We start from the raw sequence: 24,230 nt of genomic DNA on the forward strand, positions 1-24,230 counted from the left end.
AAACATCACGTCGCACGACTGGCGGGCCGTTCGGCGGTTAGGTTAGCCTCACCTTCGTCATGCTCGCCACTCTCGTCATCGGTCTCCGTGAAGGCCTCGAAGCCACGCTCATCGTCGGCATCATCGCCGCGTTCCTGCGTCGCAACCGCGTCCCGCTCGCCCCGATGTGGTCGGGCGTCGGGCTCGCGGTGCTGCTCAGCATCGCCGTCGGCTTCGGGCTGCAGGCCGTCGAGCAGGCGCTGCCGCAGGCGCAGCAGGAGGGCATGGAGGCGGTCATCGGCATCGTCGCCGTCGTCTTCGTCACGGGCATGATCGTCTGGATGCGCACGCACGCGCGCACCCTGACCGCCGACCTCGAAGCGAGTGCGACCGCCGCGCTCGGCCGCGGCACCGCCTGGGCGCTCGCCGGCATGGCGTTCCTCGCCGTCCTGAAGGAGGGCTTCGAGACCTCGGTGTTCCTCCTCGCCACGTTCCAGGCGTCGTCGGACACCGGCCTCGCCGCGCTCGGCGCCGTGATCGGCATCGCCGCCGCGGTCGTCGTCGGCTTCGGCATCTACACCGGTGGCGTCCGCCTCAACCTGTCGCGGTTCTTCACCGGCACCGGGGTCTTCCTGGTCTTCGTCGCCGGCGGCCTGGTGCTGACCGTCCTCCGCCGCGCGCACGAGGCCGGCTGGATCGTCATCGGCCAGCAGCGCACCGTCGACCTGTCGTGGCTCGCCCCGAACGGTTCCGTGCAGGGCGCCCTGGTCACCGGCGTGCTCGGCATCCCGCCGGACCCACGGGTCATCGAGGTGCTCGGCTGGGTCCTCTACGTCGTCCCGGTACTGGCCCTGACCCTGTGGCCGCGCGCCTGGCGTCCGTCGCCGGACCGTGTGCCCCGGGTGCGCGCCGTCGTCGCCGGCACCCTCGCCGTGGCGGCAGCGGCGCTCGCGATCGCCGTGCCGACCGGCGGTGTCGACCTGCCCCGCACCACCGCGGTCAGCGGCGACGCCAGCTCCGTCTCGGCCAGCGTCGACGGTGCGTCCGGCGTCCTCCGTGTGGCCGGCACCGGAACCGGCCAGGAGGCCCGACTCGCCCTGCCGACGTCGGCCCACCGCCGCGTCACCCGCGCGGGCGTGGCCGCCGACCGGTGGCGCGTCGTGCAGGACGGAACCGGTGCGCAGGGGAGTGGTGCTGACCGTCCGTCGAGGCTGACCCTCGACGACCTCGTCACACTGTTCGGCCGACTGCCCGTCGGGGTCTCCCCGTCGACGAACCCCGGCCCGTTCGCGGCCCGCTGGGCCGTCCGCGACACCGTGACCCTGTGGACGGTCCGGGGTGGGGTCCTGGACGCCACCCGCGACGAACGCGACGTGCTGACGCTGAGCGGTGGGGGCCTCCCGTCCGCACGCACCACGACCCTGGACCGCACCGTCTGGTCCGTCCCCGACGCCCGCGTCGAGCGGTCGGCCGCCTCGGTGGCCGCGGCCGACGCCCGGTCAGCCGACCTGCTGCTCTGGAAGGCCTGGCTGCCGATCGCCCTCGGCACCGCGGCCGCCGCACAGGCGCTGCTGGCGCTGCGTGACCGCCGTCGTCGGCGGCTCCCCACGACCCGCACCCCCGAACCCGTCCCCGCTCGTGGCCCTCCGGCCGCGGACCCTGCAAGGAGCACCGACCATGTCCTTCGGTAAGCCCGTCCGACCCCTGATCACCCTGGGCGCCCTCGGCGTCGTCACCGCCCTCGCACTCTCCGGATGCTCCGGCGGGTCCGCCGAGACCGGCGGCTCCGGCACCGACGCGAAGGTCTCCCGCGTCACCGTCACGCTCACCAACGACGGGCAGGACGCCTGCGCGGTGTCCGCGACGAAGGTCCCCGCGGGCCCCGTCACCTTCACGGTGAAGAACGAGTCGTCGACCGCGATCACCGAGGTCGAGCTGCTGCAGGACCAGCGGATCCTCGGCGAGAAGGAGAACCTGGCACCCGGCCTCGACCCCGTCCGGTTCACCGCCACGCTGACCGGCGGGAAGTACCAGGTGTACTGCCCCGGTGCCGAGACCGAGCTGACGGACTTCACCGTCACCGGCAAGGCCGCGTCCACCGCGAACAGCAGCGCCTCGACGCTGCTCCGTGACGGGACGAAGGGCTACGCGACCTACGTCGACGGCCAGGTGACCGACATGGTCGCCGCGGTCGAGCAGCTGCAGAAGCACATCGACGCCGGCGACCTCGACGCGGCGAAGACCGGCTACGCGAACGCCCGACCGTTCTACGAGCACGTCGAGAGTGACGTCGACGGCTTCGTCAAGAAGGGCTTCAAGGCCACCGACAACGCGGGCAACCTCGACTACCTGATCGACATGCGCGCTTCGAACCTCGACCCGGCCGTCGGCTGGAGCGGGTTCCACGCCGTCGAGAAGGACCTGTTCCAGGCGGGGAAGATCACCGCGTCGACGAAGCAGACCGCCGCGCACCTGACCGAGGACGTCCAGCTGCTCGCGAAGCTCGTGCCGACGCTCGACTACAAGCCGGAGGACCTGGCCAACGGCGCCGCCGGGCTGCTCGAAGAGGTGCAGTCGAACAAGATCACCGGCGAGGAAGAGGCGTACAGCCACATCGACCTGGTCGACCTCGCCGCCAACGTCGAGGGTGCCCGCCAGGCCTTCGCGTACCTCAAGCCGGGGCTGACCAAGCTCGACCCGACCCTGACGAAGCAGATCGCCAAGGAGTTCGACGCCACGAACACGCTGATGGACGGCTACCGCGACGCCGACGACCTGGGCGGCTTCGCCAGCTGGGACGCCGCCACCAAGAAGTCCGACGCGAACACGATCTCGCAGCAGATCCAGGCGCTGCAGGACCCGCTGTCCCGCCTGGCCGAGAAGGTCGCGACCGCGTGACCGAGCTGGACGAAGGACCCCGGGCGGACGAGGCACCCCGGGCGAACGTCTCGCGCCGCGGACTGTTCGGCGCCGGCCTGGCCGTGGCCGGTGCCGGGGTCGGCGCAGCCGCGGGCATCGGCGGCGCCACCGCGGCGACCGGGGTGAACCCGTTCACGGCGGCGACGAACGGCGACGAGTCGATCGACCTGTCCACGAGCCAGCCGTTCTACGCCACCGCGGCACGGCAGCCACAGGGCGGGATCCGCACCACCCCGCAGCGGCACTGCGTCTACATGACGTTCGACCTGTCGACGACCGTGACGACCGAGCTGCAGGTGCTCCTGGCCCGCTGGTCGGCCGCGATCGCCCAGCTGCAGGCCGGCAAGACCGTCGGCAGCGTCGAACCCGCCCACGGCAACGGGGTCGGTGCCGACACGGGCGAGGCGCTCGACCTCGGTCCGGCGTCCCTGACCGTCACGGTGGGGCTCGGCCCGGGCGTCTTCGACGAGCGCTTCGGGCTGGCCGACCGGCGTCCGGCGTCGCTCGCCGACATCCCGACGCTGCCGAGCGACAACCTGCAGCGGGGCCTGACCGGCGGCGACCTGTCGCTGCAGGCCTGCGCGGACGACCCCCAGGTGGCGTACCACGCGGTGCGCGACCTGGCGCGGATGGCCCGCGGCACCGCGACCGTCCGCTGGACCGTGCTCGGCTTCGGTCGGGCATCGGCCGGGCCGGACCAGAGCACGCCCCGCAACCTGATGGGGTTCAAGGACGGCACCCGGAACATCACGACCGACGCCGACCACGACCGGTTCGTCTGGCTCGACCGCGACGCCGGGTGGATGGCCGGGGGCAGCTACCAGGTGGTGCGGAAGATCCGGATGAACATCGAGACCTGGGACGCCGACGTCGTCAGCGACCAGCAGCGGGTGTTCGGGCGGACGAAGATCCAGGGGGCACCGCTCTCCGGCGGACAGGAACACACCACCCCGGACTTCCACGCGAAGGACGACGACGGTGCGACGAAGATCGACGCGACGTCGCACATCGCCCTCGCCGCACACGAGGCGAACGGCGGCGTGAAGATCCTGCGCCGGCCGTACAACTACACCGACGGGCTCAACGAGTACGGCCAGCTCGACGCCGGGCTGCTGTTCATCGCCTACGTGAACGACCCGGACCACTTCACGCGGTTGCAGCGGAAGCTCGGTGCCTCGGACCGGCTGAACGAGTACGTCTCGCACATCGGCTCCGCGGTGTTCGCCGTGCCGCCGGCACCGCGCAAGGGGTCGTACATCGCCGAGCAGCTGTTCCGCTGAGCTGAGTCGCCGACACGACCCACCGACGCAGAAGGGGTGGGCGCCCTCCGCCGTTTCCCTGGAGGCGGAGGACGCCCGCGTCGCGGAGTCTTGTCGAACGGAACCACCGCCGACTTGCTGAAAGCGACCCGGCACGACGCGTCGCGGTGCGACAACCCCGAGAGTACCGCGTGGATCCGCGGATCCGCAGTGTTCGACCGGGATGGGACAGCAACCGTGGCGGCCGGCTCGCGCGACGCGTGCGCCGGACGCGCCCCGGGCCTCCTGACCGACGCGAACGGGCCGCCTCACCATGGTGAGACGGCCCGTTGCGGTGTGCGCTCGGGAGGCGCGGGGTCAGTCCGTCAGGACCATCGCAGCACGTCGTGCACGGTTGCGGCGGAGGACCACGAGTGCTGTGGTCCCGGCGAGCAGGAGCAGGCCGGCCGCGATCGCCGGAGCGGTCAGGTCCGCACCCGTGTAGGCGAGGTCGCCACCGGCGCGCGGGTCGTCGTCGGTCCCGCCGACGCCGCCGATGCCGGCGTCGTCACCGGTTCCCGCACCGGGGCCGGGGGTGACCCCGCCACCGGTGCCCGGGGTCGGGTCGGCCGGGTCCGTCGGGTTCGTGGGGTCGGTCGGGTCCGTCGGATCGGTGGGGTCGACCGCCGCGGCGACCGGGATCGTCACGGCGAGGGTGACGGTCTGATCACCCGGCAGGGAGACCACGAGCGGTGCGTCGGTCGTGGCGACCGGCTCCGCCACGGCGGCGAGCGAAACGGACCCGGCGGTGCGGGCGGCAGCGCGTGCAGCCGGCGCCTCGATGTCGGGGACCGTGACGGTCAGGGTCGCGCGACCCTGCTCGTCGTTCGTGTCGATGATCGTCGGGTCGATGGCGGCCGACGCGAGCTCCTTGCCGTCCGCGCTGACCGAGACGGTGCCGGCCTTCGCGGGGTCCTCGCTGCTGAACACGAGCGACGACAGGTCGAGCTCGATCTCGTCGCCGGGCTGGAACCCGTCGGACGGGGTCGGCGTGACCGTGACCCCGACGGCGCGCTGGTCGGTCGGGGGCGTGACCGTCGGGTTGGCGAGGAAGTAGTCCACCTGGGCCTGCAGGTCGACCTGGCCCGAGTCGGCGATGTTCGTGCCGGTCGCGAAGGCGCCGAAGTTGTCACCACCGGTCGACAGGAACGAGTTGACGGTCACCTTGAGGGTGTCGGTCAGCGCGATCGGCTCGCCGTCGAGGGTCATCCCGGTGATGCGGTCGCCACGGCCCTTCGACGGGTCGTAGGTGTACGCGAAGCCGTCCGAGACGCCGAGCTTCAGGAACGGACGCGGCAGACCGTCCGGCTGCCACTGCTGCTCGAGGGCGTTCTTGATCTGCTGGCCCGTCATGTCCTCGGTGACCAGGGTGTTCGCGAACGGCTGGACGAGCGCGGCTTCCTTGTAGGTGACGGTGCCGTCCGGGTCGCCGGCGCCGCTCGACGCGGCGATCATGTCGGTGCGGAGTCCGCCGGGGTTCATGAAGGCGACCTGTGAGCCGTTGCGCTCGGTGGCGCTGCGCTGGACCTCGGCGATGTAGTTGCCCAGGACGGATTCGCCACCGCGGTTCTCGGTCGTGCGGTCGGACTGCACGGCGCGACGCAGGTCACCCGTGATCGTGCCGAGCTTCTTGCTGCCCTCGACGTCGGCGACGGCCTTCGCGGCGGTCACGATGTCGGCCACCGCGTTCACCGAGGTGGGGTCGGTCGGCACACGGGTCTCGCCGTTGACCGACTTGACCTCGCTCGTGATGCCGGTGAGCTGCTTGTCGGCGTCCACCGTGAGCTGCAGGTGCCCGAAGGCCACGCCGTAGGACCCGGCCTGGATCACCGGACGCTTCGTGCCGTCGGGGCCCGCGATCGAGTGGTTGTACGTCGCGTGGGTGTGCGCTGAGACGATGGCGGAGACCTTCGACGAGACACCCGAGGTGATCTCGCCGAACACACCAGAGCCGGTGGCGTCGGCGAGGACGTTCGTCGGTGCGCCCTCGTGGACGAGCAGGACGAGCACGTCGGCCTCGTCGTTGTCGTCCTTGCCGTCGGTGAGCTGCTCGGCGTACTTGTTGACCTGGCTGACGATCGGGGCCATCGCGAGGCCCTCGACACCGCCGGGGCTGACGAGCCCGGGGATGAGGTCCTCGGTGGTGGCGCCGATGAAGCCGATCTTCACGCCGCCCTTCTCCACGATGGAGTACGGCGTGAACGCGGGGTCCGTGGTGCCGGCCTTGACGATGTTCGCCGAGACGTAGGGCCACTCGGCGCGGTCCTCGATGCGGCCGGTCAGGTCGCTCTGGCCCTTGTCGAGCTCGTGGTTGCCGATCGCGCTGACGTCGAGGTCCATGGCGTTCAGGGCGTCGATCGTCGGGGTGTCCTGCTGGATGAGCGACGTGAAGGTCGAGGCCCCGACGTTGTCGCCGACGCTGGCGAAGATCGTGTTCGGGTTGGCCTCGCGGTACGACTGCACGACGCCGGCGAGCTTCGCGGCGCCCGCGGCCTTGTCGGCGGCGGTGCCCTCGGACTCGATGCGACCGTGGAAGTCGTTGACGTCGATGATGTCGATCGTCGTGTCGCCCTCGGCGGCGACGGCTGCGGACGGGACGGACAGTGCGACCAGGACCCCGGCGGTGGCGAGGGCCGCGCCGACGCCGAGGCGCCGTCGGGTCGTCGCACCGGCGGATCCGGTGGTGTGGGAAGTGTTCATCGCCGTCGAACCTACGAAGACGCACAGGCGACTCGCCAGACCCCGTCGCAACTCGTCACACGACGTTCACATCCACGATGTCGAGCTTCAGCGGATCTCCCGCCAGGTCGTCTCGGCCGCGCTGCCGATCACGGCCTCGATGATGTCGGCGGAGCGGGCGCCGTCCGCGAAGGTCGGCAGTCCGTCTGGTGCCACCCCGGTGCGGGCCGCGGTGTAGGTGTCGGCGACGAAGGCCGCGAACGCGTCGAGGTACCCCTGCGGGTGTCCGGCCGGCACGATCGCCAGCCGGCGCTGGTCCGGGTACCCCTGCGAGGGGTCGCGCACGACGATCTGCGCGCCGCGCTCGTTGCCGAACCACGCGGACTCGGGCTGCTCCTGGTCGAACGCCGCGCTGCCGCGGGTGCCGTCGACCTCGAACCACAGGCGGTTCTTGCGGCCCGACGCGACCTGCGAGATCACGACGTTGCCGATGCGGCCCGTGGCGGTGCGGAAGGTCGCCACGGCGGTGTCCTCGGTGGTGACCTCGGCACGCTCCGCCGCGTCCGCCACCGGGTCCGGGTCGGGGGAGCCGGAGAACGACGGACCGGACGCCGCAGGCCGGGTGGGGTAGACGATGTCGGTCGCCGCGGACACCGAGGCGAAGCGCTCACCCGTGACGAACTCGACCAGGTCGCACCAGTGCGAGCCGATGTCGGCGAACGCACGGGACAGCCCGCTCGAGGTCGGGTCGACCCGCCAGCTCGAGGCGTCCTCGTCGAGCATCCAGTCCTGCAGGTAGTGGCCGTGCACCGCGAGCAGCCGGCCGAGCTCCCCGTCGGCGATGCGCGACCGGATCTCGCGGACCATCGGGTGGTAGCGGTACACGAACGGCACCGTGGCCACGACACCGGCGTCGGCAGCGGCGGCGACGAGCTCGGCGGCCTGGGCGGGGTCGATCGCCAGGGGCTTCTCGCACACGACGTTGATGCCGGCCGCGATCACCGCGAGCGCCTGCGGGTGGTGCTGGTCGTTCGGGGTGCAGATGTGCACGACGTCGGGGGCGTCGGCGATGACCTCGTCGAGCGAGGCGTAGCCACGGGGCAGGTCGAGCTGCGCCGCCACCTGCTCGGAGCGGGTGGCGTTCCGCCCGAGGACACCCAGGACCTCGGCACCGGAGGCCCGGGCCGCCCGGGCGTGGACGCCGGCGATCATGCCCGTCCCGACCACGGCGACACGGAGGCGTCGCCCTTCGTACCCATTGCTCATGGTGCTCCCTCGCGCCGGAATGACACCACCGTAGCGGCCCGGTCATCCACCGGGGCCGATGAGTACCGTCTGCAGCATGTCGAGCCTCCAGACCAGCCTGCTCATCCTCGGAGCCAGCGGCGACCTGTCCAAGCGCCTGCTCCTGCCCGGCCTCGCGACCCTGCTCCAGGTGAAGGACGACTGGGACGTCCAGCTCGTCGGGGCCGGTGTCGAGGACCTGTCCGACGCCGACTGGAAGGCGCAGGTGCGCGAGTCCTTCGAGAACGCGCAGGCGTCGAAGAACGAGGAGGACGAGGGCGCTTCCGGCGACACGGCGCTGCCGGAGCGACTGCAGGCCGTGGTCGACGCCTCCACATACCGGAAGGCCGACGTCACCGACCCGGACGACCTGCGGGCACTGCTCGAAGTGTGCGACCACGACCCGGCGATCTACTTCGCGCTGCCGCCGGCCGTCACCGAGAAGAGCTGCGAGCAGCTCGCCCACCTCGACCTGCCCGCCCGCACCCGGCTGGCGCTCGAGAAGCCGTTCGGCACCGACGCCGACAGCGCCTCGAAGCTCAACGACCTGCTGCACTCGTTCATCCCCGAGGAACGGATCCACCGGGTCGACCACTTCCTCGGACGCTCCACCGTGCTCAACCTGCTCGGGCTGCGCTTCGCCAACCGCATCATCGAGCCCCTGCTGTCGTCGCAGCACGTCGAGCGCGTCGACATCGTCTACGACGAGACCCTCGGGCTCGAGGGTCGTGCGCGCTACTACGACAAGGCCGGCGCGCTCACCGACATGATCCAGAGCCACCTGCTGCAGGTGATGGCGGTCGTCGCGATGGAGGCCCCCGCCTCGATCAAGGCCGACGACCTGCGCACCCAGAAGGAGCTCGTGCTGCGGGCCGTCCGGCCCTGGGGTGGCGACGTCGTCACCGCGGGCAAGCGCGCCCGGTACACCGCCGGCACCGTCGGCGACCGCCAGCTGCCGTCGTACGTCGACGAGGACGGCGTGGACCCGTCGCTCGGCACCGAGACCCTCGCCCAGCTCACCCTGGAGATCGCGAACTGGCGCTGGGCCGGCGTCCCGTTCACCCTGCGCTCCGGCAAGGCGCTCGCCGCACAGCGCCGCGAGATCGTCATCACGTTCAAGGACTCCCCGCACGTGCCCGAGGGACTCACCGGCACCGAACTGCCCGACCGGCTGCGTATCTGGATCGCCCCGGACGAGATGCAGCTCGAGCTCAACGTCAACGGCGCCGGCGACCCGTACACGATCGACCACACGAGCCTCGAAGTGACCTTCAACCCCGGGCGCCTGAGTGCCTACGGCGAGGTGCTGGCCGGCGTGCTCGAGGGTGACGCGACGCTGTCGGTCCGCGGCGACAGCGCCGTGCAGGGCTGGAAGGTCGTCGGGCCGTTCCTCGACGCGTGGAAGGCCGGCAAGGCGCCCCTCGACGAGTACGCAGCGGGATCGGTCGGCCCCGACGGCTGGGACAACATCGAGGCCTGAGCCCGACGGGCGGCGTAGCGTCGGGCGACGTGAACACCACCGACGACGTCCTGCAGACCGTTCCCGAACCCGCCGGCGCCGACATCCGTGTCGACGACGTCTCCTACGACCACGAGGGCACCGAACTGCTCGGTGTGCTCGCGAAGGACGCCGCGATCGCGGGCCGTCGTCCGGCCGTCCTCGTCGTGCACGACTGGCACGGCGTGAACGAGCACGTCGAAGCCCGGGTGACCATGCTCGCCCGACTGGGCTACGTCGCGTTCGGCGCGGACGTCTACGGTGCGTGCGTCCGCCCCGGGGACGACACCGCGGCCCAGGTCGCCGGCGGTTTCTACCAGGACCTGCCGCTGCTGCGGGCCCGCGCCACCGCCGGACTCGAGCGACTGCTCGCCGACCCGGACGTCGACCCCGCCCGCGTCGTCGTCATGGGGTACTGCTTCGGCGGCTCGACCGCACTCGAACTCGCACGGACCGGGGCCGACCTGGTCGGTGCCGTGTCGTTCCACGGCGGGCTCATCGCGCACGACCCCTCGGACGCCGCCGACATCCGGGCGAAGCTGCTCGTCCTCACCGGGGGCGCCGACCCCGTGGTGCCCGACGAGGCCGTGCACGCGTGGCAGGACGAGATGCGGGCTGCGCCGGACGTCGACTGGCAGGTCGTGACGTACTCGGGCGCGATGCACGCGTTCGCGGTGCCCGGCACCGACGCCCCGGACCACGGTGCGCAGTACCAGGAGCGCGCCGACCGCCGGTCGTGGCAGGCGCTGCGGGTGTTCCTGGCCGAGGTGTTCGACGAGGAGCCCGCGGCACGGTGACCGCGCGGCCGTCGGGGGCTGCTCGCGACACGCCGGGCACGGGGGCCGGAGCGCCTCGATTGGCGCCCGGGCCGCACCTGTTGTAGAGTCTTCCACGGCCGCAAGGCCACGCGCTCGTAGCTCAATGGATAGAGCATCTGACTACGGATCAGAAGGTTGGGGGTTCGAGTCCCTTCGAGCGCACAGTACGAAGAAGGGCCCCGGTGGACACCACCGGGGCCCTTCTCCGTTCCGGCCGGCGAGGGCCAGATCCCGGCGAGGGTCAGCCCGCGGCGTGGTGCGGGTAGTCGGCGGAGCGGCCCTGGAACGCCAGGATCGCCGGGTTGCGGATGTGTCCGTCCCCGATCTCGATCGCCCGGCGGATCGTCTCCGACCCGGCCCAGGCGTCGGCGCCCGACATCACGGTCCGCAGGAACGGCAGCAGCGCCTCGCTGATCTCCCAGGTCGACGAGTTCCAGAGCATCGACGGGCTGTGGTCGACCGCGTAGTAGTTGGTGGTGCCGCCGACGGTGGTCATCGGTTGTGCGAAGGACGTCGGGTGCGCCCAGCTGAACCCCATCCCCTCGTCGACGGAGACGTCGACGACGAGGCTCCCCGGACGGAAGGCCGCCAGGTCCTCGGTGCGCAGGAACACCAGGGGCGCGTTGGGGTCCTGGAGCGTGCAGTTCACGACGATGTCGTTCTCGGCCAGGTACGGCGCGAGCGGGACCGGCCCGTCCGGGGTGCTGACCACGCTGTCGAACGGCGGTGCGTCGGTCTGCCCGAAGTGCAGGATGTCGACGGAGGGGATGGGTGAACCGACGGCCGCGATGTCCCGGTTGGTCAGGACGCGGACGTCGTGGATGCCGTGTGCGTTCAGGGCGGTCACCGCACCGCGGGCCGTGGCACCGAACCCGATGACGACCGCGGTGAGCCGGCGCCCGTAGTCGCCCGTCGACCCGCAGAGCTGCAGTGCGTGGATCACCGAGCAGTAGCCGGCGAGTTCGTTGTTCTTGTGGAACACGTGCAGGCCGAAGCCACCGTCGTCACGCCAGTGGTTCATCGCCTCCCACGCGATCAGCGTCAGTCGTTTGTCGACGGCGAGCTGCGTGAGTTCCCGGTCCTGCACGCAGTGCGGCCACCCCCAGAGCACCTGACCGTCACGCAGGTCCGCCAGGTCGGACGGCAGGGGCTTGGGCAGGAGGACGACGTCCGCGGTCGCGATGACCTCGTCACGGTCGGCCATCGCGCCGACGAGTGGTTCGAGCTGGTCGTCCGGCACGCCGAAGCGAGCGCCGTACCCGCGCTCGAGCGTCATCGCTCGGCGAAGGGCCGGATCGATGCGCTCGAGGTGGGCCGGGTGGATCGGCAGGCGGCGCTCGTCGGCCTTCCGGGAGTCGGCGAGCACCCCGAGGTGGAGCAACTGGTGCGCTGGCGCTGTTTCGGTCATGGTGCACTGTACGGTGCAGGCCGACCACGGGTGCGCCGGACGGGACGACCGCTCAGGAACCGGGCGAGTACGGCCGGGCCGCGTCGATGATCTCCGGGGCACGCTCGATGCCGAACGACGTGAAGAGCGGCGACCACAGGGCCTTGAGCTGCGCGACGAGTTCGTCGTCGGTCAGCTGTGTCGAACCGTCCACCATGCCCAGTGTCGTGTTGAGGAGCAGCAGGACCGACGGCTGGACCTCGGCCGCGTCGACGTCAGCGGCCGCCACCCCGGCGCTGACGAGCTCGCCGCGCGTCATCTCGAACCAGTCGAAGCCGCGCGGCACCGGCACGCCGGCCTTGCCGAGTTCGTGCAGGAGCCGCACGGCGCCGCCCGCGACCGAACCCCTGCGGACGTCGATCCCGGTGGTCAGGAGGAACACGGTCAGGCGCTCGAGCCCGGGCTCGGCGGGCAGCGCGTCGAACAGTTCACGCCAGCGCTGCTGCTGCAGCTCGATGACCGCCGTCGCCAGGTCCTTCTTCGACGGGAACAGGTGGTACCCGATCGCCGACTTCGGCTTGCCCATGGCCTCGGCCACGCGGGAGAACGTGGTCGCCTCGTAGCCGAAGGCCGCGAACTGTTGCCCTGCGGCGTCGATGATGGCTCGTCGAGACGCCTCCATGGCGAGCTGCCGCTGGTTCATCTGGCGCGGTGTCCTTCCTCGCCCGGGATCGAGCGGTCAGTGAACACCACATCCTAGGGCCGCTCACTCCTGCGGCCCGTCACCCCGTTCGGGTCAGGCGGCGCAGAACGTGTTCCACGCCACGTCGATCCCCTTCCGGTGCAGCGAGTCGAGTCCGACGTCGAGGTGCTTCCGCTCCGCGTCCACCAGGTGCGCGCACCGGTGGTCCTGGGCCACGGTCTGCAGCTGGCCGAGCGCGGTCACCAGGTCGGTGTCGATCGCGTCGAGCTGGGGCCGGATGGTCGCCAGGTCCGGTGCCGTCGTCGGTGCGGTCCACGGGTTGTGCGTCCAGTGGTTGATGAGGCCGCGCTGGACGACCTTGCTCGCGGCGATCTGTGCGCGGACCACCCGGGTCACCAGGACGGGGTCGACGCCCTGCTGCTCGGCCAGGGTCACCGCTTCGTCGACGACGGCCTGTTCGCGCACCGGGTCGGCGACCGGCTTGCCGCTCAGCCACTTCGACTCGGCCACCGGGTCGGCGAGCTCGAGTCGACGCAGGATGAGCGCGCCGAGGGTGTCGAGCTGCGCCGTCGACGCCGCGGGACCGGAACCGTCGTGGGAGATGGTCATCGTGGAACCCGTCGGTTCAGCCGAGGTGGACAGGGTGTCGGCGTTCGCCACCGACGTGGGCAGTGCGATGCCCGCTGCGAGCAGGCCGAGGGCGAGCGCGGTCGCGGCGCTCCGGCGGGCGCGCTGACGGGCGGAGGTCGAGGTGGTGGGGTGTGCGGTGTTCACGGGGTTTCCTTCCCGAACCGGCGCCGGAAGCGTCGGGTCAGATCGTCGATGATCGGTTTGATGACCTCGTCGTAGAACGGGTAGACGCCGAAGTGGTCGGCGCCCTCGTCGCAGTAGCAGTCCATCGAGATGGCCTCCTCGAAGTTCGAGAAGACGTAGGTGGCACGGTGCGGGAACACTGCGTGCGGCTCGTCGTCACGCGGGGTCGTGGTGGTCACGGCGGTGCTCGATCCCGGTCAGCAGCCGTCAGCCGGCCAGGCGTGCCGCGGGGACGCCCGGGTCGCGCCCGGAGACCACCACGGCGTCGATCTCGGTGGACCCGTTCCCCGACCCGACCGTGCGGTTCTGGATCTGGTTGAGCGCCCAGTTGCCCGGCAGGGACTCGAGCTGGTTGCCCGCCCACGCCGGCGACATCCCGGCGACGAACGAGAAGTGCGCGAGTCCGGAACTGCTCACCGCGGTGCACGTGGCACGGGATCCGTAGACGCCCTGCTTGTACAGGTTCCCCCGGCCCCGCAGGCCGGCTGCGACGCCGCGGAAGTACGGCACCACGAGCGACTCGTCCTGCGCGGCGGTGGCGTCGAAGTCGGCGGCGAAGTAGATGGTGGTCTGCTTGGGGATCCCGAGTTCCCGAGCGGCGTCGTGGGCGCGGTGGGCGTCCTTGACGCCCTGCTCCTCGGTGAACCACGAAGCGGCGAACCCGCCCTCCTCGAAGATCGGCCACAGCCCGAGCCCGGCACTCGCCATCACGCGCAGTTCGTCGGGCGTCAGGGCCTTGTCGAGCGCCCCCGACCGCTGGTGGTTCGTCAGGTAGCGGCCGACGCCGGTGGCGCCGGATGCGCGGACGGCTGCAGCGCGCGCGTCGTCGAGGCGCACGGCGGTGTCGGCCCCGGTCGTGGCCCGGTCGGGGTCGCCCGTGCTCGCGGCCAGCGCCGCCCACGTGCCGGCGTCGCACGTCCCGGTCTGCTCGGCGGGCGGGAACGCCTGGAACTGCTGGAACGCACGGACCACCGCGGCGTCCGCCGCCGAGTAGGCGCTGCTGAACACGACGCGCTCACCGTTCAGCACCAGGAGCGCCTTGACGAGCAGCACCCAGGCGCCGGTGGCCCCCACACCGACGACGCTCGGTCCCGCGGCGCGGAGTGCAGCAGCCGTCCCCGGACCCCAGGCTCCGTCGACCGTGACGCCGACCGCGACCTGCACGGCGCGGATCGCTGCCGCGTACGTGCTCGTGTCGACGACCCCGCTCGTGCTGCCGTACGCGCCGCCGACCGCCTCGGCGTACGTGCGGTTGAGGTACTGCTGGACGGTGCGGACCGATCGGGACCCGCCGGAGGCGAGCCGCACCGGGTCGACGGTCAGGAGTGCGCCGAACAGGTGGGCCGACAGCGGGAGCCCGCCGGGAGCTGCGCCCAGGTCGGACCGCAGGGCCTCGGCGGCCGCGACGGTGGCCGCGTCGAACTCGCCGGTGAGCGAGACGGTCGACGCGCCCTTGCAGATGAGTCCCGCCTGGACGAGCCGGCGCCAGGTCTCGGCGTCGTCGCCCGTCTCGGCGCCGACGTCCCCGTGCTGCTCGAGTTTCTGCCGTGTCGTCGGACCGAACGTCGCGACGACGGGGGAGATGCCGAGGAGCGACTGGGTTCCCTGCACGATCCCGAGCACGGTGCCGCTGCCGGTCAGTCCGTCCTCGTCCACCTGCACCCACCCGTGCACGTGCCCGAAGGTCTTGTTGAGCCAGCGCTGCACGGCCAGGACATCCGCGTCGGCCGAACCGGAGGTGCCGGTCGACCCGGGGGAGCCGGCCGAGCCGGAGGGGGTCGCCGCGTCGGCCGGGGCCGCGAGCGTGGTCGTGACGAGCGGGACGGCGGCGGTGATGCCGATGAGCGCAGTTCGGCGCGAGATGTGCACGGGGGTGCCCCTTCAGTTGCCTCGAGCGTCCGCTGGCCACCGATCACGCTGTGCGATGCTGATGGCTGCGGCATGGTCCGAGCAACTTCGTCCCTCAACTTGGGACGGTCCTGCATTTCAACAGACGATCGACTGATGAAGCGCTCAGTCCGACAGAACGGACGGGAGGCCCGTGGCGATTTCGCCACGGGCCTCCCGTCCGTTCCGTCCGTTCTGTCGGTGCCTCGACTACGCGACGGTCGCGCGCGCCTCGGCGAGCGACGGGTAGTCCGTGTAGCCCTCGGCGGTCGCGCCGTAGAAGAGCTCCGGACGCGGCTCGTTGAGCTCGGCGTCGTGCTCCCAGCGGTGCGCGAGGTCCGGGTTGGCGATCGCGGCGCGGCCCACGGCGACGGCGTCGGCGTGGTCGCCGTCGACGAGCGTGATGGCCTCGTCGCGGGTGGTGAGCGACGAGAAGCCGGAGTTCACGATGAACGGGGCACCGGTGGTCCGGCGGATGTGCTGCACCAGGTCGCCGGTCGGCTCGGCGTGCAGGACGTCGACGAAGGCGAGCCCGAGCGGCGCGAGGCCCTCGGCGACGGCCGTGTAGGTGGCGCGGACGTCGTCGGCGTCGTCCTCGATGACGCCCTGGATCCCGTGCTCGGGCGACAGGCGGATGCCGGTGCGCTCGGCGCCGATGGCCTCGGCGATGGCCGTGGTGACCTCGATCGCGAAGCGCGCGCGGTTCTCCGGGGAGCCGCCGTACTGGTCGGTGCGGGTGTTCGACACCGGCGACATGAACTCGTGCACCAGGTAGCCGTTGGCACCGTGGACCTCGACCCCGTCGAGCCCGGCGGCGATCGCGTTGCGGGCGGCCTGCACGAAGCCCTGCACGGCCTCCTGCACCTCGGCGGTGGTCAGCGCGTGCGGGACGGGCATGTCGGCCTTCGAGCCGTCGGCCAGGTGCGTCTGGCCGGGAGCGGCCACCGCGGACGGGGCGACGATGCGCGGCGTCTGCGAGATGTCGGTGTGCGAGACGCGGCCACCGTGCATGAGCTGCATCACGATCGTGCCGCCTGCGGCGTGCACGGCGTCGGTCACGCGGCGCCAGCCGGCGATCTGGTCGTCGGTCTCGATGCCGGGCTGGCCGGGGTAGGAACGGCCCTCCTGCACGGGCCAGGTGCCCTCGGTGATGATCATGCCGAGGCCGGCGCGCTGCCGGTAGTGCTCGACGAGCAGGTCGTTCGGGACGCCGTGCTCACCGGCGCGGGTGCGGGTGAGCGGGGCCATGACGACGCGGTTCGACAGGGACAGGGCACCGATGGTGGTGGGTTCGAAGAGCTTCACGTCAGGGGGGAACGACGAGTTGTCCGATGCAATTCCGTCTCGGAGCAGTTCTTCAGGCAGCGCCCTCAGTCGCGTGGGCAGACCAGCGTCGACGAGCGCACCTGACCCTCCGGCCGGATCACCTGGTGCTGGGAGAGGGGCTTGCCGCACAGGGGGCAGCCCCGGTCGATCGTCCGGTCGTCGATGCCCTCGGGGCGGCCGGCGCCGATCTGCGAGGGCCCCATCTTGTCGATGAGCGTCGTGTTCCATCGTTCGTACCACTGGCCGAAGCGTCCCACGGTGCATCCTTTCGTTCGTGCACGAACCATTATGGCACTGATGGTCGCGGATCACACCTGGTCGACGCGTTCCAGCAGCTCCGTCAGTTCGTCCTTCAGGGACTCCAGGCGAGCGAGTGGCCACCCGAGCCGGTCGGCGACGGCCAGCGGCACCGCCTGGGCGCGGTCGCGCAGGGCGTGTCCGGCGGTGGTCAGCGAGACCTCGAGCTGGCGTTCGTCGGCGGCACTGCGCGTGCGGCGGACGTAGCCGGAGGCCTCCAGCCGCTTGAGCAGTGGGCTCAGCGTCGCGGAGTCGAGTCGCAGCTCGCCGGCGATCTCGCGCACCGACCGCGGGTCCCGCTCCCACAGGGCGAGCATCACGAGGTACTGCGGGTGGGTCAGGCCCATCGGTTCGAGCAGGTCGCGGTACAGCCCGATAACGCTGCGGCTCGTCGCCGCCAACGCGAAGCAGAGCTGCCGGTCGAGCGCGAGCGGGTCCGGTGCGGTCTGGGTCATGCGCCCAGGGTACTTCGTTCGTGCACGAAGTGGTCTGAGGCGCGGTGGTGGCGCGTTCATGCAGGGACAGGTATCGACAGAACACCAGTCGATCGACGCGTGTTCTGTCGCGTTGCGGACGCATCAGGTGCGGACGCATGCGTCGGGGCGGTGGGCGCAACGGCCTGGAGGCCCGGTGCCGGTCTCGTGGACCGGCACCGGGCCTCCAGGGTGGTTGCGCTGGTGCGTCGACTACGCGCGGTGCGCGGGCGGGTGCCCCGAGTCGTGCGTCGTCGCGTCCGGCTCCACGGGGAGTGCGTGGGTGCCGGAGTGCGTGTCCTCGTGCCCGGCAACCGGGTGGGAGCGCTCGAGCTTCGCGCCCTCCACGTCGACGTCCGGCACGATGCGGTCGAGCCACTTCGGGAACCACCAGGCGCTCTTGCCGAGCAGGTGCATCGCCGACGGGATGAGCAGCATGCGGACGACGAAGGCGTCGATCAGCACACCGAACGCCAGCCCGAAGCCGATCGGCTTGATGGTGGACGAGTCCGAGAAGATGAAGCCCGCGAACACCGAGATCATGATGATCGCCGCTGCCGTGACCACCGCGCGACCCGCGTGCAGACCGCGCTGGACGGCCACCTTCGCGCTCGCGCCGTGGGCGTAGGCCTCACGCATGCCGGACACCAGGAACAGCTGGTAGTCCATCGCCAGACCGAACAGGATGCCGATCTCGATGATGGGCAGGAAGCTCAGGATCGGTGCCGGGTCGTGCACACCGAAGACCGAGCCGAGCCAGCCGAACTGGTAGATCGCGGTCAGACCACCGAACGACGCCAGCACGGACAGGATGAACCCGGCGGTGGCGGTGATCGGCACGAGGAACGACCGGAACACGATGATCAGGATGATCAGCGACAGTCCGACGACCACCACGAGGTAGAGCGGCAGCACGTTCGACAGCTTCTCGGAAACGTCGATGTTCGCCGATGCGTTGCCTGCGACGCCGAGCGTGACCTTGCCGTCGTCGGTGGAGACGGTCTGCTCGCGCAGGTCCTTCACGACGTTCTCGGTCGAGACGCTGTCCGGGCCACCCGAGGGCTTCACCTGGAACGCGACGATGTCACGGTCCTTCGATGCACCGATGGGCAGCACGGCCTCGACGTCGTCGTTCTTCGCGATCGCCTGGCCGATGGTGACCTCGGTCGCGGTGACGTCGCTCTTGCTGATCGACTCCGGCAGGGTCGCCACGACGAGCAGCGGGCCGTTCTGGCCGGCGCCGAACTCCTTCTCGAGCGTCTTGTAGGCCTTGTACTGGCTGGAATCGACGGCCTCGGACGATCCGCTCGGCAGGCCGAGGCGCATCTGGGTCGCCGGCAACGCGATGGTGCCGAGCACCGCGACGCCGAGGACGAGCGTGATGACCGCGCGCCAGCTCGACATGGGCTTGTTCGGGATCCGCGTGGAGTCGGTGTTGCCGATCTTCGCGCGCTCCTTCTTCCGCAGGATCCGCATGCCGATCAGCGACAGCAGGGCCGGCGTGAAGGACGTCGCGATGAGGATCGCGAAGAGCACCGCGACCGCACCGACCGTGCCCATCAGGCCGAGGAACGGGATGCCGGTGATGTTCAGGGCGAGCAGCGCGACGATGACGGTCGCACCGGCGAACACCACGGCGTTGCCCGAGGTGCCGTTCGCGAGCCCGATCGACTCGTGCACCTGCATGCCCTGCTTCAGCTGGGTCCGGTGCCGGTTCAGGATGAACAGCGAGTAGTCGATGCCGACCGCCAGGCCCAGCATCACCCCCAGCACCGGCGTGACCGAGATGAACTCGACCACGCTCGAGAACGACAGGGCGGTGAGCGAGGCGACGCCCACGCCCAGGACGGCACTGACGAGCGGGACCGCGGCGCCGATGACCGTGCGGAGCATCAGGAGCAGCACGATAGCGGCGATGATGACACCACCGATCTCACCCGGTCCGAGGATCGACGGCACACCCTGCGCGATGTCGTTCGAGACGTACACGTTGACGCCCCGGATGTCGGCCGACTCGGCGTCGTCCGCGATGGCGGTCTTGGTGTCGGCGGGGACCTCGTAGGTCGACGTCGTGAACTGGACGGTGCCGATCGCGGCGCTGCCGTTGTCCGACACGAAGCGGATGTCCTTCGACAGGTCGAGCAGGTCCGAGCCCTGTTCGAGCTCCCGCTCGTTGTCGTCGAGCTTCTGCTTGTTCGTGTCGATCTTCTTCTGGGCGTCGGCGATCTGCTGCTCGCCGGCGTCGATCTGGGCCTGCTGGGCGTCGATCTGCGCCTGGGCCTGCTGGAGCTGGGCCGCTGCGGCCTGCGCCTGCGCGGCGGGGACGGCTGCGCCGCCGGCTGCCTGCGCCTGGGCCTTCTGCGCGTCGAGCTGCGCCTGCGCGTCCGCGATCTTCTGCTTGCCGGACTCCAGCTGCGCCTTCTGCGCGTCGAGCTGGTCCTGGCCGGTCTCGATCTTCGCGCGGCCGGACTCGATCTGGTCGCGACCGTCGACGATCTTCTGCCGCTGGTCGTCGAGCCGGTCCTGCGTCGCGAAGCCGCTCGTCGTGCCCTTGACGCCGTCGAGCTTCTCGAGGCTGGTCAGGAAGTCGTCGATCTCGGACTGCTGCGAGGACGAGAACGCCTTGCCGTCCTTCGTCTCGAAGACGATCGTGCCGTTGCCGCCGTTCGCCGACGGGAACTTGTCGGCGAGCTGGTCCTGCACCTGACTGGTCTTGGTGTTCGGGATGGTGATCGACGACGAGATCGTCCCGGCGAAGAGCGTGTACGTGACGCCCGCGACGGCCATGATCACGACCCAGGTGATGATCACGAGCCAGTGGCGTCGTGCGGAGAACCGTCCGAGACGGTAGAGGAGACCGGCCATGCGGAGTGCCTGCGGTCCTTTCGTTGTCAGGTGCTGGTGGTGCGGGGTGCGCCGGTGGACCCCTGGGGGACGAGGAGGTGGGGTGGTGTCAGTCGTCGGCCATGTAGCCGCTGCGGACGCTGTGCACGAGTCGGGCGAGCAGGTCGTCCCACGCGTCGAGGGCGGGCTGGTCGAGGTCGGGGCCGGAGGTCGCCAGCCAGTGTTCCGCGATGACGACGATGCCGCTCATGAGGCCTTCGACGAGCAGCGCTGCATCGAGGGGGTCGGCGGCCGGGTAGCGACGGGCGACCTCGTGCCGGAGTCGTTCGGTCACGCGTGAGAACGCCGTCTGGGTCAGGACCGCGGCCTTCGGGTCGTCCTTGCCGGGGTCGCCGAGGATCCGGTACATGCCGGCGATCGCCGGGGCCAGGTCGGCGCCGCGGGCCGCGGACTCGAGCTCGTCGAACATCGACGCCCGGCTGCCGTCGCCCACCGGCGTCCGGGCCATGTCGGCGAGGAACCGGTCGATGATGACGGACAGCTCCTGCTCGCAGACGGCCAACAGGACCTCGTCGAGCGAGGCGAAGTGGTTGAACACGGTGCGCCGGGCGATGTCGGCCCGGGCGGCGAGGTCGTCCACGCTGAAGTCGCGTCCGCCGCGCTCGTCGATCAGGTCGCGGGCGGCCTGCAGGATCGCCGCGCGGTGCTTCGCCTTGAGGGCGGCACGGCGGTCGGTCACGATGGTCACGAGAGGGAACACTAGGTGCATCGATGCACTCGGTGCAATGAGGCTCGGTGCTTCCCCAGGTTCGTCCCCCGGCGTGAACGTCTGTGCTGCACCGGTGTTCAGGCGGAGGCGTCCGGTGCCAGACTGGACCGACGAACCACCGTCGTACGAAGGAGTACCCGATGCCCGTCCGCCTGTCCCCGGAGACCCTCGACGAGATCGCCGCGAGCGGTGTCGCCGTCCCCACCTACGACCGCGCCGGGATCGCCGCCGGCATCGTCCACTTCGGCGTCGGCGGGTTCCACCGCGCGCACCAGGCGATGGTGATCGACCGGCTCCTGCAGCAGGGCGAGGCCCGCGAGTACGGCATCTGCGGTGTCGGTGTGCTCGAGCAGGACCGCCGGATGGCGACCGCCATGGCCGAGCAGGGCGGCCTGTACACGCTCGTCCTCAAGCACCCGGACGGCACCCGCGAGTCCCGCGTCGTCGGCAGCATCGTCGAGTACCTGCTCGCCGTCGACGACCCCGACGCCGTCGTCGAGAAGATGGCGCACCCGGACACGAAGATCGTCAGCCTGACCATCACCGAGGGCGGCTACAACTTCGACCACGTCACGGGCGAGTTCGTCGCGGACGAGCCGGGTGTCGCCGCCGACCTGCGCGGCGACGGCCCGCCCAGCACCGTCTTCGGACTGGTCGTGGCGGCGTTGCAGCGGCGTAAGGACCGCGGGCTGGAACCCTTCACGGTGATGTCCTGCGACAACATCCAGGGCAACGGGCACGTCGCCCGGTCGATGTTCACCGCCTACGCCCGGCTGCAGGACCCCGCCTTCGCCGACTGGATGGACGAGCACGTGGCGTTCCCGAACTCGATGGTCGACCGCATCACCCCGGTCACGGCCGACGAGGACCGCGCCTGGGTCCGCGACGAGCTCGGCATCGACGACGCCTGGCCCGTCGTCGCCGAACCGTTCTTCCAGTGGGTGCTCGAGGACGACCACCCCGCGGGCCGGCCGCCCTACCAGGACGCCGACGTGCAGATCGTCGAGGACGTCGAGCCGTACGAACTCATGAAGCTCCGGCTCCTCAACGCCAGCCACCAGGGGCTCTGCTACTTCGGGTACCTGTCCGGCTACCGCTACGCGCACGAGGCCACACAGGACCCGGCGATCGCGACCTTCCTGCGCCGCTACATGGACGAAGAGGGCGCACCGACGCTGCACCTGGTGCCCGGCATCGACCTCGATGAGTACGAGTCGACCCTGATCGAGCGCTTCCAGAACCCCGAGGTGCGCGACACCCTCGCCCGGCTCTGCGCCGAGTCGAGCGACCGGATCCCGAAGTGGCTGCTCCCCGTCGTGCGCGAGAACCTGGCCGCCGGTCGGCCCGTCACGCTGTCCGCCGGCATCGTCGCGTCGTGGGCCCGCTACGACGAGGGCACCGACGAGTCCGGCGAGCCCATCGAGATCGTCGACCGGCTCGCCGAGCCCCTGCATCGCATCGCCCTGACCCAGCGCGAGGACCGCCTCGCCTTCATCGCGAACCGCCAGGTCTTCGGCGACCTGGTCGACGACGAACGGTTCGTCGCCGCCTACCGCGACGCCCTGGACGGGCTCATCGCGGACGGCGCGCACGCCACCGTCACGCGCCTGTCGCGGTCCTGAGACGCGACCGACGAACGGACGGGAGGCCCGTGGCGGCGCCGCCACGGGCCTCCCGTCCGCCTGCTGGCGGCTGCCGTCAGACGCTCACCGCGCGACGTCGTCCCACGGCACCGGAGTGGTCTCGCCCGTCTCCCAGTCGCGGCGCAGCACGCCGTAGCCGACCGACCCCACGGCCGGGCCGCCGTCAATGGGCCACGCCTCGCGGTAGTGGGCCTCCTGCACCCAGCCGGCACGGACGAAGACCCGGCGCATGGCGGTGTTGTCCTCGCGGGTCTGGCCCTCGAAGCGCGTGATCGCCGGCATCGTCGTGAACACGTGGTCGGTCACCGCACGCAGGGCGGGGACCCCGAGGCCGCGGCCCCGGAACCGACCGGCCAGGCGCAGGTCGAACAGGGGGACGGGGTCGGCGAGGTCCTCGAGGCGGACCAGCCCGATGCGTCCGAGCTCGTCGTGGTCGAGCCAGGACGTGTCGTGCTCGTCGTCGCGGTAGGCGCCGGAGTCGACGGCGCTCGCCGCGTCGGCCGCGCTGATGCGCCGTCGGACGTGGAACGGGAACTCCTCGGACGTCAGGAACGCGAGCAGATCCGGGCGGTCGGTGCCGGTGGGGTCCAGGCGGGTGAGTCGGACGGCGGGAGCTGGCATGCCGCTCAGGGTAGTTGCACGGTCGTCGGGCAGGCTCGGGGCGTGCGAGGTGGGACGAAGACGACGACCACAGCCCTGACGGCCCTGGTGCTGGTCGGACTGGTGGGGTGTTCCGGCGAGCCGGGCGGTGCGTCGGCTCCTGCTTCTGCCGCTGCGTCGGCTCCGGGTGCAGCGGCGCCGGCGACCGACCCGGCGACCGACCCCGCCGCCGCGCGGGCCTTCGCGTCGCTCGAGCGGCGGTACGACGCTCGGCTCGGCATCACCGCGGTCGACACCGGCAGCGGCCGGACCCTCGTGCACCGTGCTGGGGAGCGGTTCGCGTTCGCGTCGACGGTGAAGGTGTTCATCGCGGCGGCGGTCCTCGACGGCTCGTCCGACGCCGACCTGGCGACGGTCGTGCACTACGACCGCGGTGACCTGCTCGAGTACGCGCCCGTGACGAGCGAGCACGTCGACACCGGGATGACGGTCCGGGAGCTCATCGACGCGGCGCTCCGGTCCAGCGACAACACCGCTGCCAACCTGCTCGTGGAGCGGCTCGGCGGGCCGGACGCCGTCGAGCGGTGGCTGCGCGGCATCGGGGACCGGACGACGAGCGTCGACCGGGTCGAACCCGACCTGAACCAGGCGACGCCGGGCGACCGGCGTGACACGACGACGCCGGAGCGGTTCGCGGCCGACCTGCGGGCGGTGCTGCTCGGGGACGTCCTCGACGCTGCCGACCGGCGGGTGCTCCGCGACGCGATGCTCGGCAGCACGACCGGGGACGCGACGATCCGTGCCGGGGTGGACCCGTCGTGGCGGGTCGCCGACAAGACCGGCACGGCGTCCTACGGGGTCCGGAACGACATCGCGGTCGTGACGCCGCCGGGACGAGCACCGATCGTGCTGGTGGTGATGACGAGCCAGGTCGATCCCAAGGCCGACCCGTCGGACCCGCTCGTGGCGGCGGCCACCCGTGCCGTGGTCGCCGGGTTGACCGACTGAGTCGC

The 24,230-nt window shown here is 71.2% G+C and carries 20 protein-coding genes and 1 tRNA gene; 8 read left to right on the forward strand and 13 right to left on the reverse strand.

Going from position 1 to position 24,230, the window contains the following annotated elements:
* Positions 1 to 59 precede the first annotated feature (59 nt).
* Genes efeU through efeB form a run of 3 tightly spaced genes read left to right on the forward strand, consistent with a single transcriptional unit; the run spans position 60 to position 4,178 of the window.
* Complete coding sequence (efeU, locus tag H489_RS38530) at positions 60 to 1,670, forward strand: iron uptake transporter permease EfeU (RefSeq protein WP_017888343.1); 1,611 nt, start codon at positions 60 to 62, stop codon at positions 1,668 to 1,670.
* Positions 1,657 to 2,877, forward strand: coding sequence for an iron uptake system protein EfeO (gene efeO / locus H489_RS34055; protein WP_017888344.1), 1,221 nt, complete (start codon positions 1,657 to 1,659; stop codon positions 2,875 to 2,877). The genes efeU and efeO overlap by 14 nt, the downstream gene beginning before the upstream one ends.
* Entirely contained in the window at positions 2,874 to 4,178 is a 1,305-nt protein-coding gene (gene efeB, locus H489_RS34060) for an iron uptake transporter deferrochelatase/peroxidase subunit (RefSeq protein WP_017888345.1), read from the forward strand. Before efeO ends, efeB begins: the two co-directional genes overlap by 4 nt.
* Positions 4,179 to 4,514: 336 nt before the next feature.
* On the opposite strand, the gene H489_RS34065 is transcribed toward efeB, so the two are convergent.
* Both H489_RS34065 and H489_RS34070 read right to left on the reverse strand, forming a co-directional pair.
* On the reverse strand, positions 4,515 to 6,896 hold the full coding sequence (locus tag H489_RS34065; RefSeq protein WP_017888346.1) for a bifunctional metallophosphatase/5'-nucleotidase: 2,382 nt from the start codon (positions 6,894 to 6,896) through the stop codon (positions 4,515 to 4,517).
* An 87-nt stretch (positions 6,897 to 6,983) separates the two neighbouring features.
* The gene (locus H489_RS34070; RefSeq protein WP_031260364.1) at positions 6,984 to 8,141 is read right to left on the reverse strand and encodes a Gfo/Idh/MocA family protein; all 1,158 of its coding nucleotides are present in this window, start codon (positions 8,139 to 8,141) and stop codon (positions 6,984 to 6,986) included.
* Positions 8,142 to 8,217: 76 nt separating this feature from the next.
* Between H489_RS34070 and H489_RS34075 the strand changes: the two genes are divergently transcribed.
* The 3 genes from H489_RS34075 to H489_RS34085 all read left to right on the forward strand — a co-directional run bounded on the left by H489_RS34075 (position 8,218) and on the right by H489_RS34085 (position 10,637).
* Entirely contained in the window at positions 8,218 to 9,639 is a 1,422-nt protein-coding gene (locus tag H489_RS34075) for a glucose-6-phosphate dehydrogenase (protein ID WP_017888348.1), read from the forward strand.
* Between the two features lie 29 nt (positions 9,640 to 9,668).
* Positions 9,669 to 10,454, forward strand: a complete 786-nt coding sequence (locus H489_RS34080) for a dienelactone hydrolase family protein (protein WP_017888349.1) — start codon at positions 9,669 to 9,671, stop codon at positions 10,452 to 10,454.
* A 110-nt stretch (positions 10,455 to 10,564) separates the two neighbouring features.
* Positions 10,565 to 10,637 (forward strand) — tRNA-Arg (locus H489_RS34085).
* Positions 10,638 to 10,716: 79 nt separating this feature from the next.
* On the opposite strand, the gene H489_RS34090 is transcribed toward H489_RS34085, so the two are convergent.
* From H489_RS34090 to H489_RS34135, 10 genes are all read right to left on the reverse strand, one after another.
* The gene (locus H489_RS34090) at positions 10,717 to 11,883 is read right to left on the reverse strand and encodes a N(5)-(carboxyethyl)ornithine synthase (protein ID WP_031260367.1); all 1,167 of its coding nucleotides are present in this window, start codon (positions 11,881 to 11,883) and stop codon (positions 10,717 to 10,719) included.
* 52 nt (positions 11,884 to 11,935) lie between these two features.
* A complete protein-coding gene (locus H489_RS34095; RefSeq protein ID WP_017888351.1) occupies positions 11,936 to 12,565 on the reverse strand; it encodes a TetR/AcrR family transcriptional regulator in 630 nt (209 codons plus the stop codon).
* Positions 12,566 to 12,658: 93 nt separating this feature from the next.
* Entirely contained in the window at positions 12,659 to 13,339 is a 681-nt protein-coding gene (gene aroQ, locus H489_RS37090; protein WP_017888352.1) for a gamma subclass chorismate mutase AroQ, read from the reverse strand.
* On the reverse strand, positions 13,336 to 13,557 hold the full coding sequence (locus H489_RS34105; protein ID WP_017888353.1) for a hypothetical protein: 222 nt from the start codon (positions 13,555 to 13,557) through the stop codon (positions 13,336 to 13,338). Before H489_RS34105 ends, aroQ begins: the two co-directional genes overlap by 4 nt.
* Before the next feature lie 28 nt (positions 13,558 to 13,585).
* Positions 13,586 to 15,247 (reverse strand): glycoside hydrolase domain-containing protein, encoded by a 1,662-nt coding sequence (locus H489_RS34110; RefSeq protein ID WP_017888354.1) that lies wholly within the window; start codon positions 15,245 to 15,247, stop codon positions 13,586 to 13,588.
* A gap of 228 nt (positions 15,248 to 15,475) precedes the next feature.
* Positions 15,476 to 16,570 (reverse strand): alkene reductase, encoded by a 1,095-nt coding sequence (locus H489_RS34115; protein WP_017888355.1) that lies wholly within the window; start codon positions 16,568 to 16,570, stop codon positions 15,476 to 15,478.
* A 65-nt stretch (positions 16,571 to 16,635) separates the two neighbouring features.
* Positions 16,636 to 16,848: a hypothetical protein gene (locus tag H489_RS34120; RefSeq protein ID WP_017888356.1), complete on the reverse strand. Its 213-nt coding sequence runs from the start codon at positions 16,846 to 16,848 to the stop codon at positions 16,636 to 16,638.
* A gap of 51 nt (positions 16,849 to 16,899) precedes the next feature.
* Complete coding sequence (locus tag H489_RS34125; RefSeq protein WP_017888357.1) at positions 16,900 to 17,343, reverse strand: MarR family winged helix-turn-helix transcriptional regulator; 444 nt, start codon at positions 17,341 to 17,343, stop codon at positions 16,900 to 16,902.
* A gap of 231 nt (positions 17,344 to 17,574) precedes the next feature.
* On the reverse strand, positions 17,575 to 20,226 hold the full coding sequence (locus tag H489_RS34130; RefSeq protein ID WP_017888358.1) for an MMPL family transporter: 2,652 nt from the start codon (positions 20,224 to 20,226) through the stop codon (positions 17,575 to 17,577).
* A gap of 88 nt (positions 20,227 to 20,314) precedes the next feature.
* Positions 20,315 to 20,953 (reverse strand): TetR/AcrR family transcriptional regulator, encoded by a 639-nt coding sequence (locus tag H489_RS34135; RefSeq protein ID WP_017888359.1) that lies wholly within the window; start codon positions 20,951 to 20,953, stop codon positions 20,315 to 20,317.
* 161 nt (positions 20,954 to 21,114) lie between these two features.
* On the opposite strand from H489_RS34135, the gene H489_RS34140 reads away from it, so the two are divergent.
* Complete coding sequence (locus tag H489_RS34140) at positions 21,115 to 22,596, forward strand: mannitol dehydrogenase family protein (protein ID WP_017888360.1); 1,482 nt, start codon at positions 21,115 to 21,117, stop codon at positions 22,594 to 22,596.
* An 84-nt stretch (positions 22,597 to 22,680) separates the two neighbouring features.
* Here the strand turns inward: H489_RS34140 and H489_RS34145 are convergent, their stop codons facing one another.
* Complete coding sequence (locus H489_RS34145; protein ID WP_017888361.1) at positions 22,681 to 23,238, reverse strand: GNAT family N-acetyltransferase; 558 nt, start codon at positions 23,236 to 23,238, stop codon at positions 22,681 to 22,683.
* Positions 23,239 to 23,280: 42 nt separating this feature from the next.
* Here H489_RS34145 and bla point away from each other — a divergent pair, with 42 nt between their 5' ends.
* Positions 23,281 to 24,225 (forward strand): class A beta-lactamase, encoded by a 945-nt coding sequence (bla, locus tag H489_RS34150; RefSeq protein WP_017888362.1) that lies wholly within the window; start codon positions 23,281 to 23,283, stop codon positions 24,223 to 24,225.
* The last annotated feature ends 5 nt before the right edge of the window (positions 24,226 to 24,230 follow it).

It is taken from the genome of Curtobacterium flaccumfaciens UCD-AKU, from assembly GCF_000349565.1.
Lineage (GTDB): Bacteria > Actinomycetota > Actinomycetes > Actinomycetales > Microbacteriaceae > Curtobacterium > Curtobacterium poinsettiae.

Excerpts from the sequence above, each read along its gene's own strand:
- efeU (WP_017888343.1), top strand. The coding sequence starts at position 60 with ATGCTCGCCACTCTCGTCATCGGTCTCCGTGAAGGCCTCGAAGCCACG.
- efeO (WP_017888344.1), top strand. The coding sequence starts at position 1,657 with ATGTCCTTCGGTAAGCCCGTCCGACCCCTGATCACCCTGGGCGCCCTC.
- H489_RS34065 (WP_017888346.1), bottom strand. The coding sequence starts at position 6,896 with ATGAACACTTCCCACACCACCGGATCCGCCGGTGCGACGACCCGACGG.
- H489_RS34070 (WP_031260364.1), bottom strand. The coding sequence starts at position 8,141 with ATGAGCAATGGGTACGAAGGGCGACGCCTCCGTGTCGCCGTGGTCGGG.
- H489_RS34075 (WP_017888348.1), top strand. The coding sequence starts at position 8,218 with ATGTCGAGCCTCCAGACCAGCCTGCTCATCCTCGGAGCCAGCGGCGAC.
- H489_RS34090 (WP_031260367.1), bottom strand. The coding sequence starts at position 11,883 with ATGACCGAAACAGCGCCAGCGCACCAGTTGCTCCACCTCGGGGTGCTC.
- H489_RS34095 (WP_017888351.1), bottom strand. The coding sequence starts at position 12,565 with ATGAACCAGCGGCAGCTCGCCATGGAGGCGTCTCGACGAGCCATCATC.
- H489_RS34125 (WP_017888357.1), bottom strand. The coding sequence starts at position 17,343 with ATGACCCAGACCGCACCGGACCCGCTCGCGCTCGACCGGCAGCTCTGC.
- H489_RS34130 (WP_017888358.1), bottom strand. The coding sequence starts at position 20,226 with ATGGCCGGTCTCCTCTACCGTCTCGGACGGTTCTCCGCACGACGCCAC.
- H489_RS34140 (WP_017888360.1), top strand. The coding sequence starts at position 21,115 with ATGCCCGTCCGCCTGTCCCCGGAGACCCTCGACGAGATCGCCGCGAGC.
- H489_RS34145 (WP_017888361.1), bottom strand. The coding sequence starts at position 23,238 with ATGCCAGCTCCCGCCGTCCGACTCACCCGCCTGGACCCCACCGGCACC.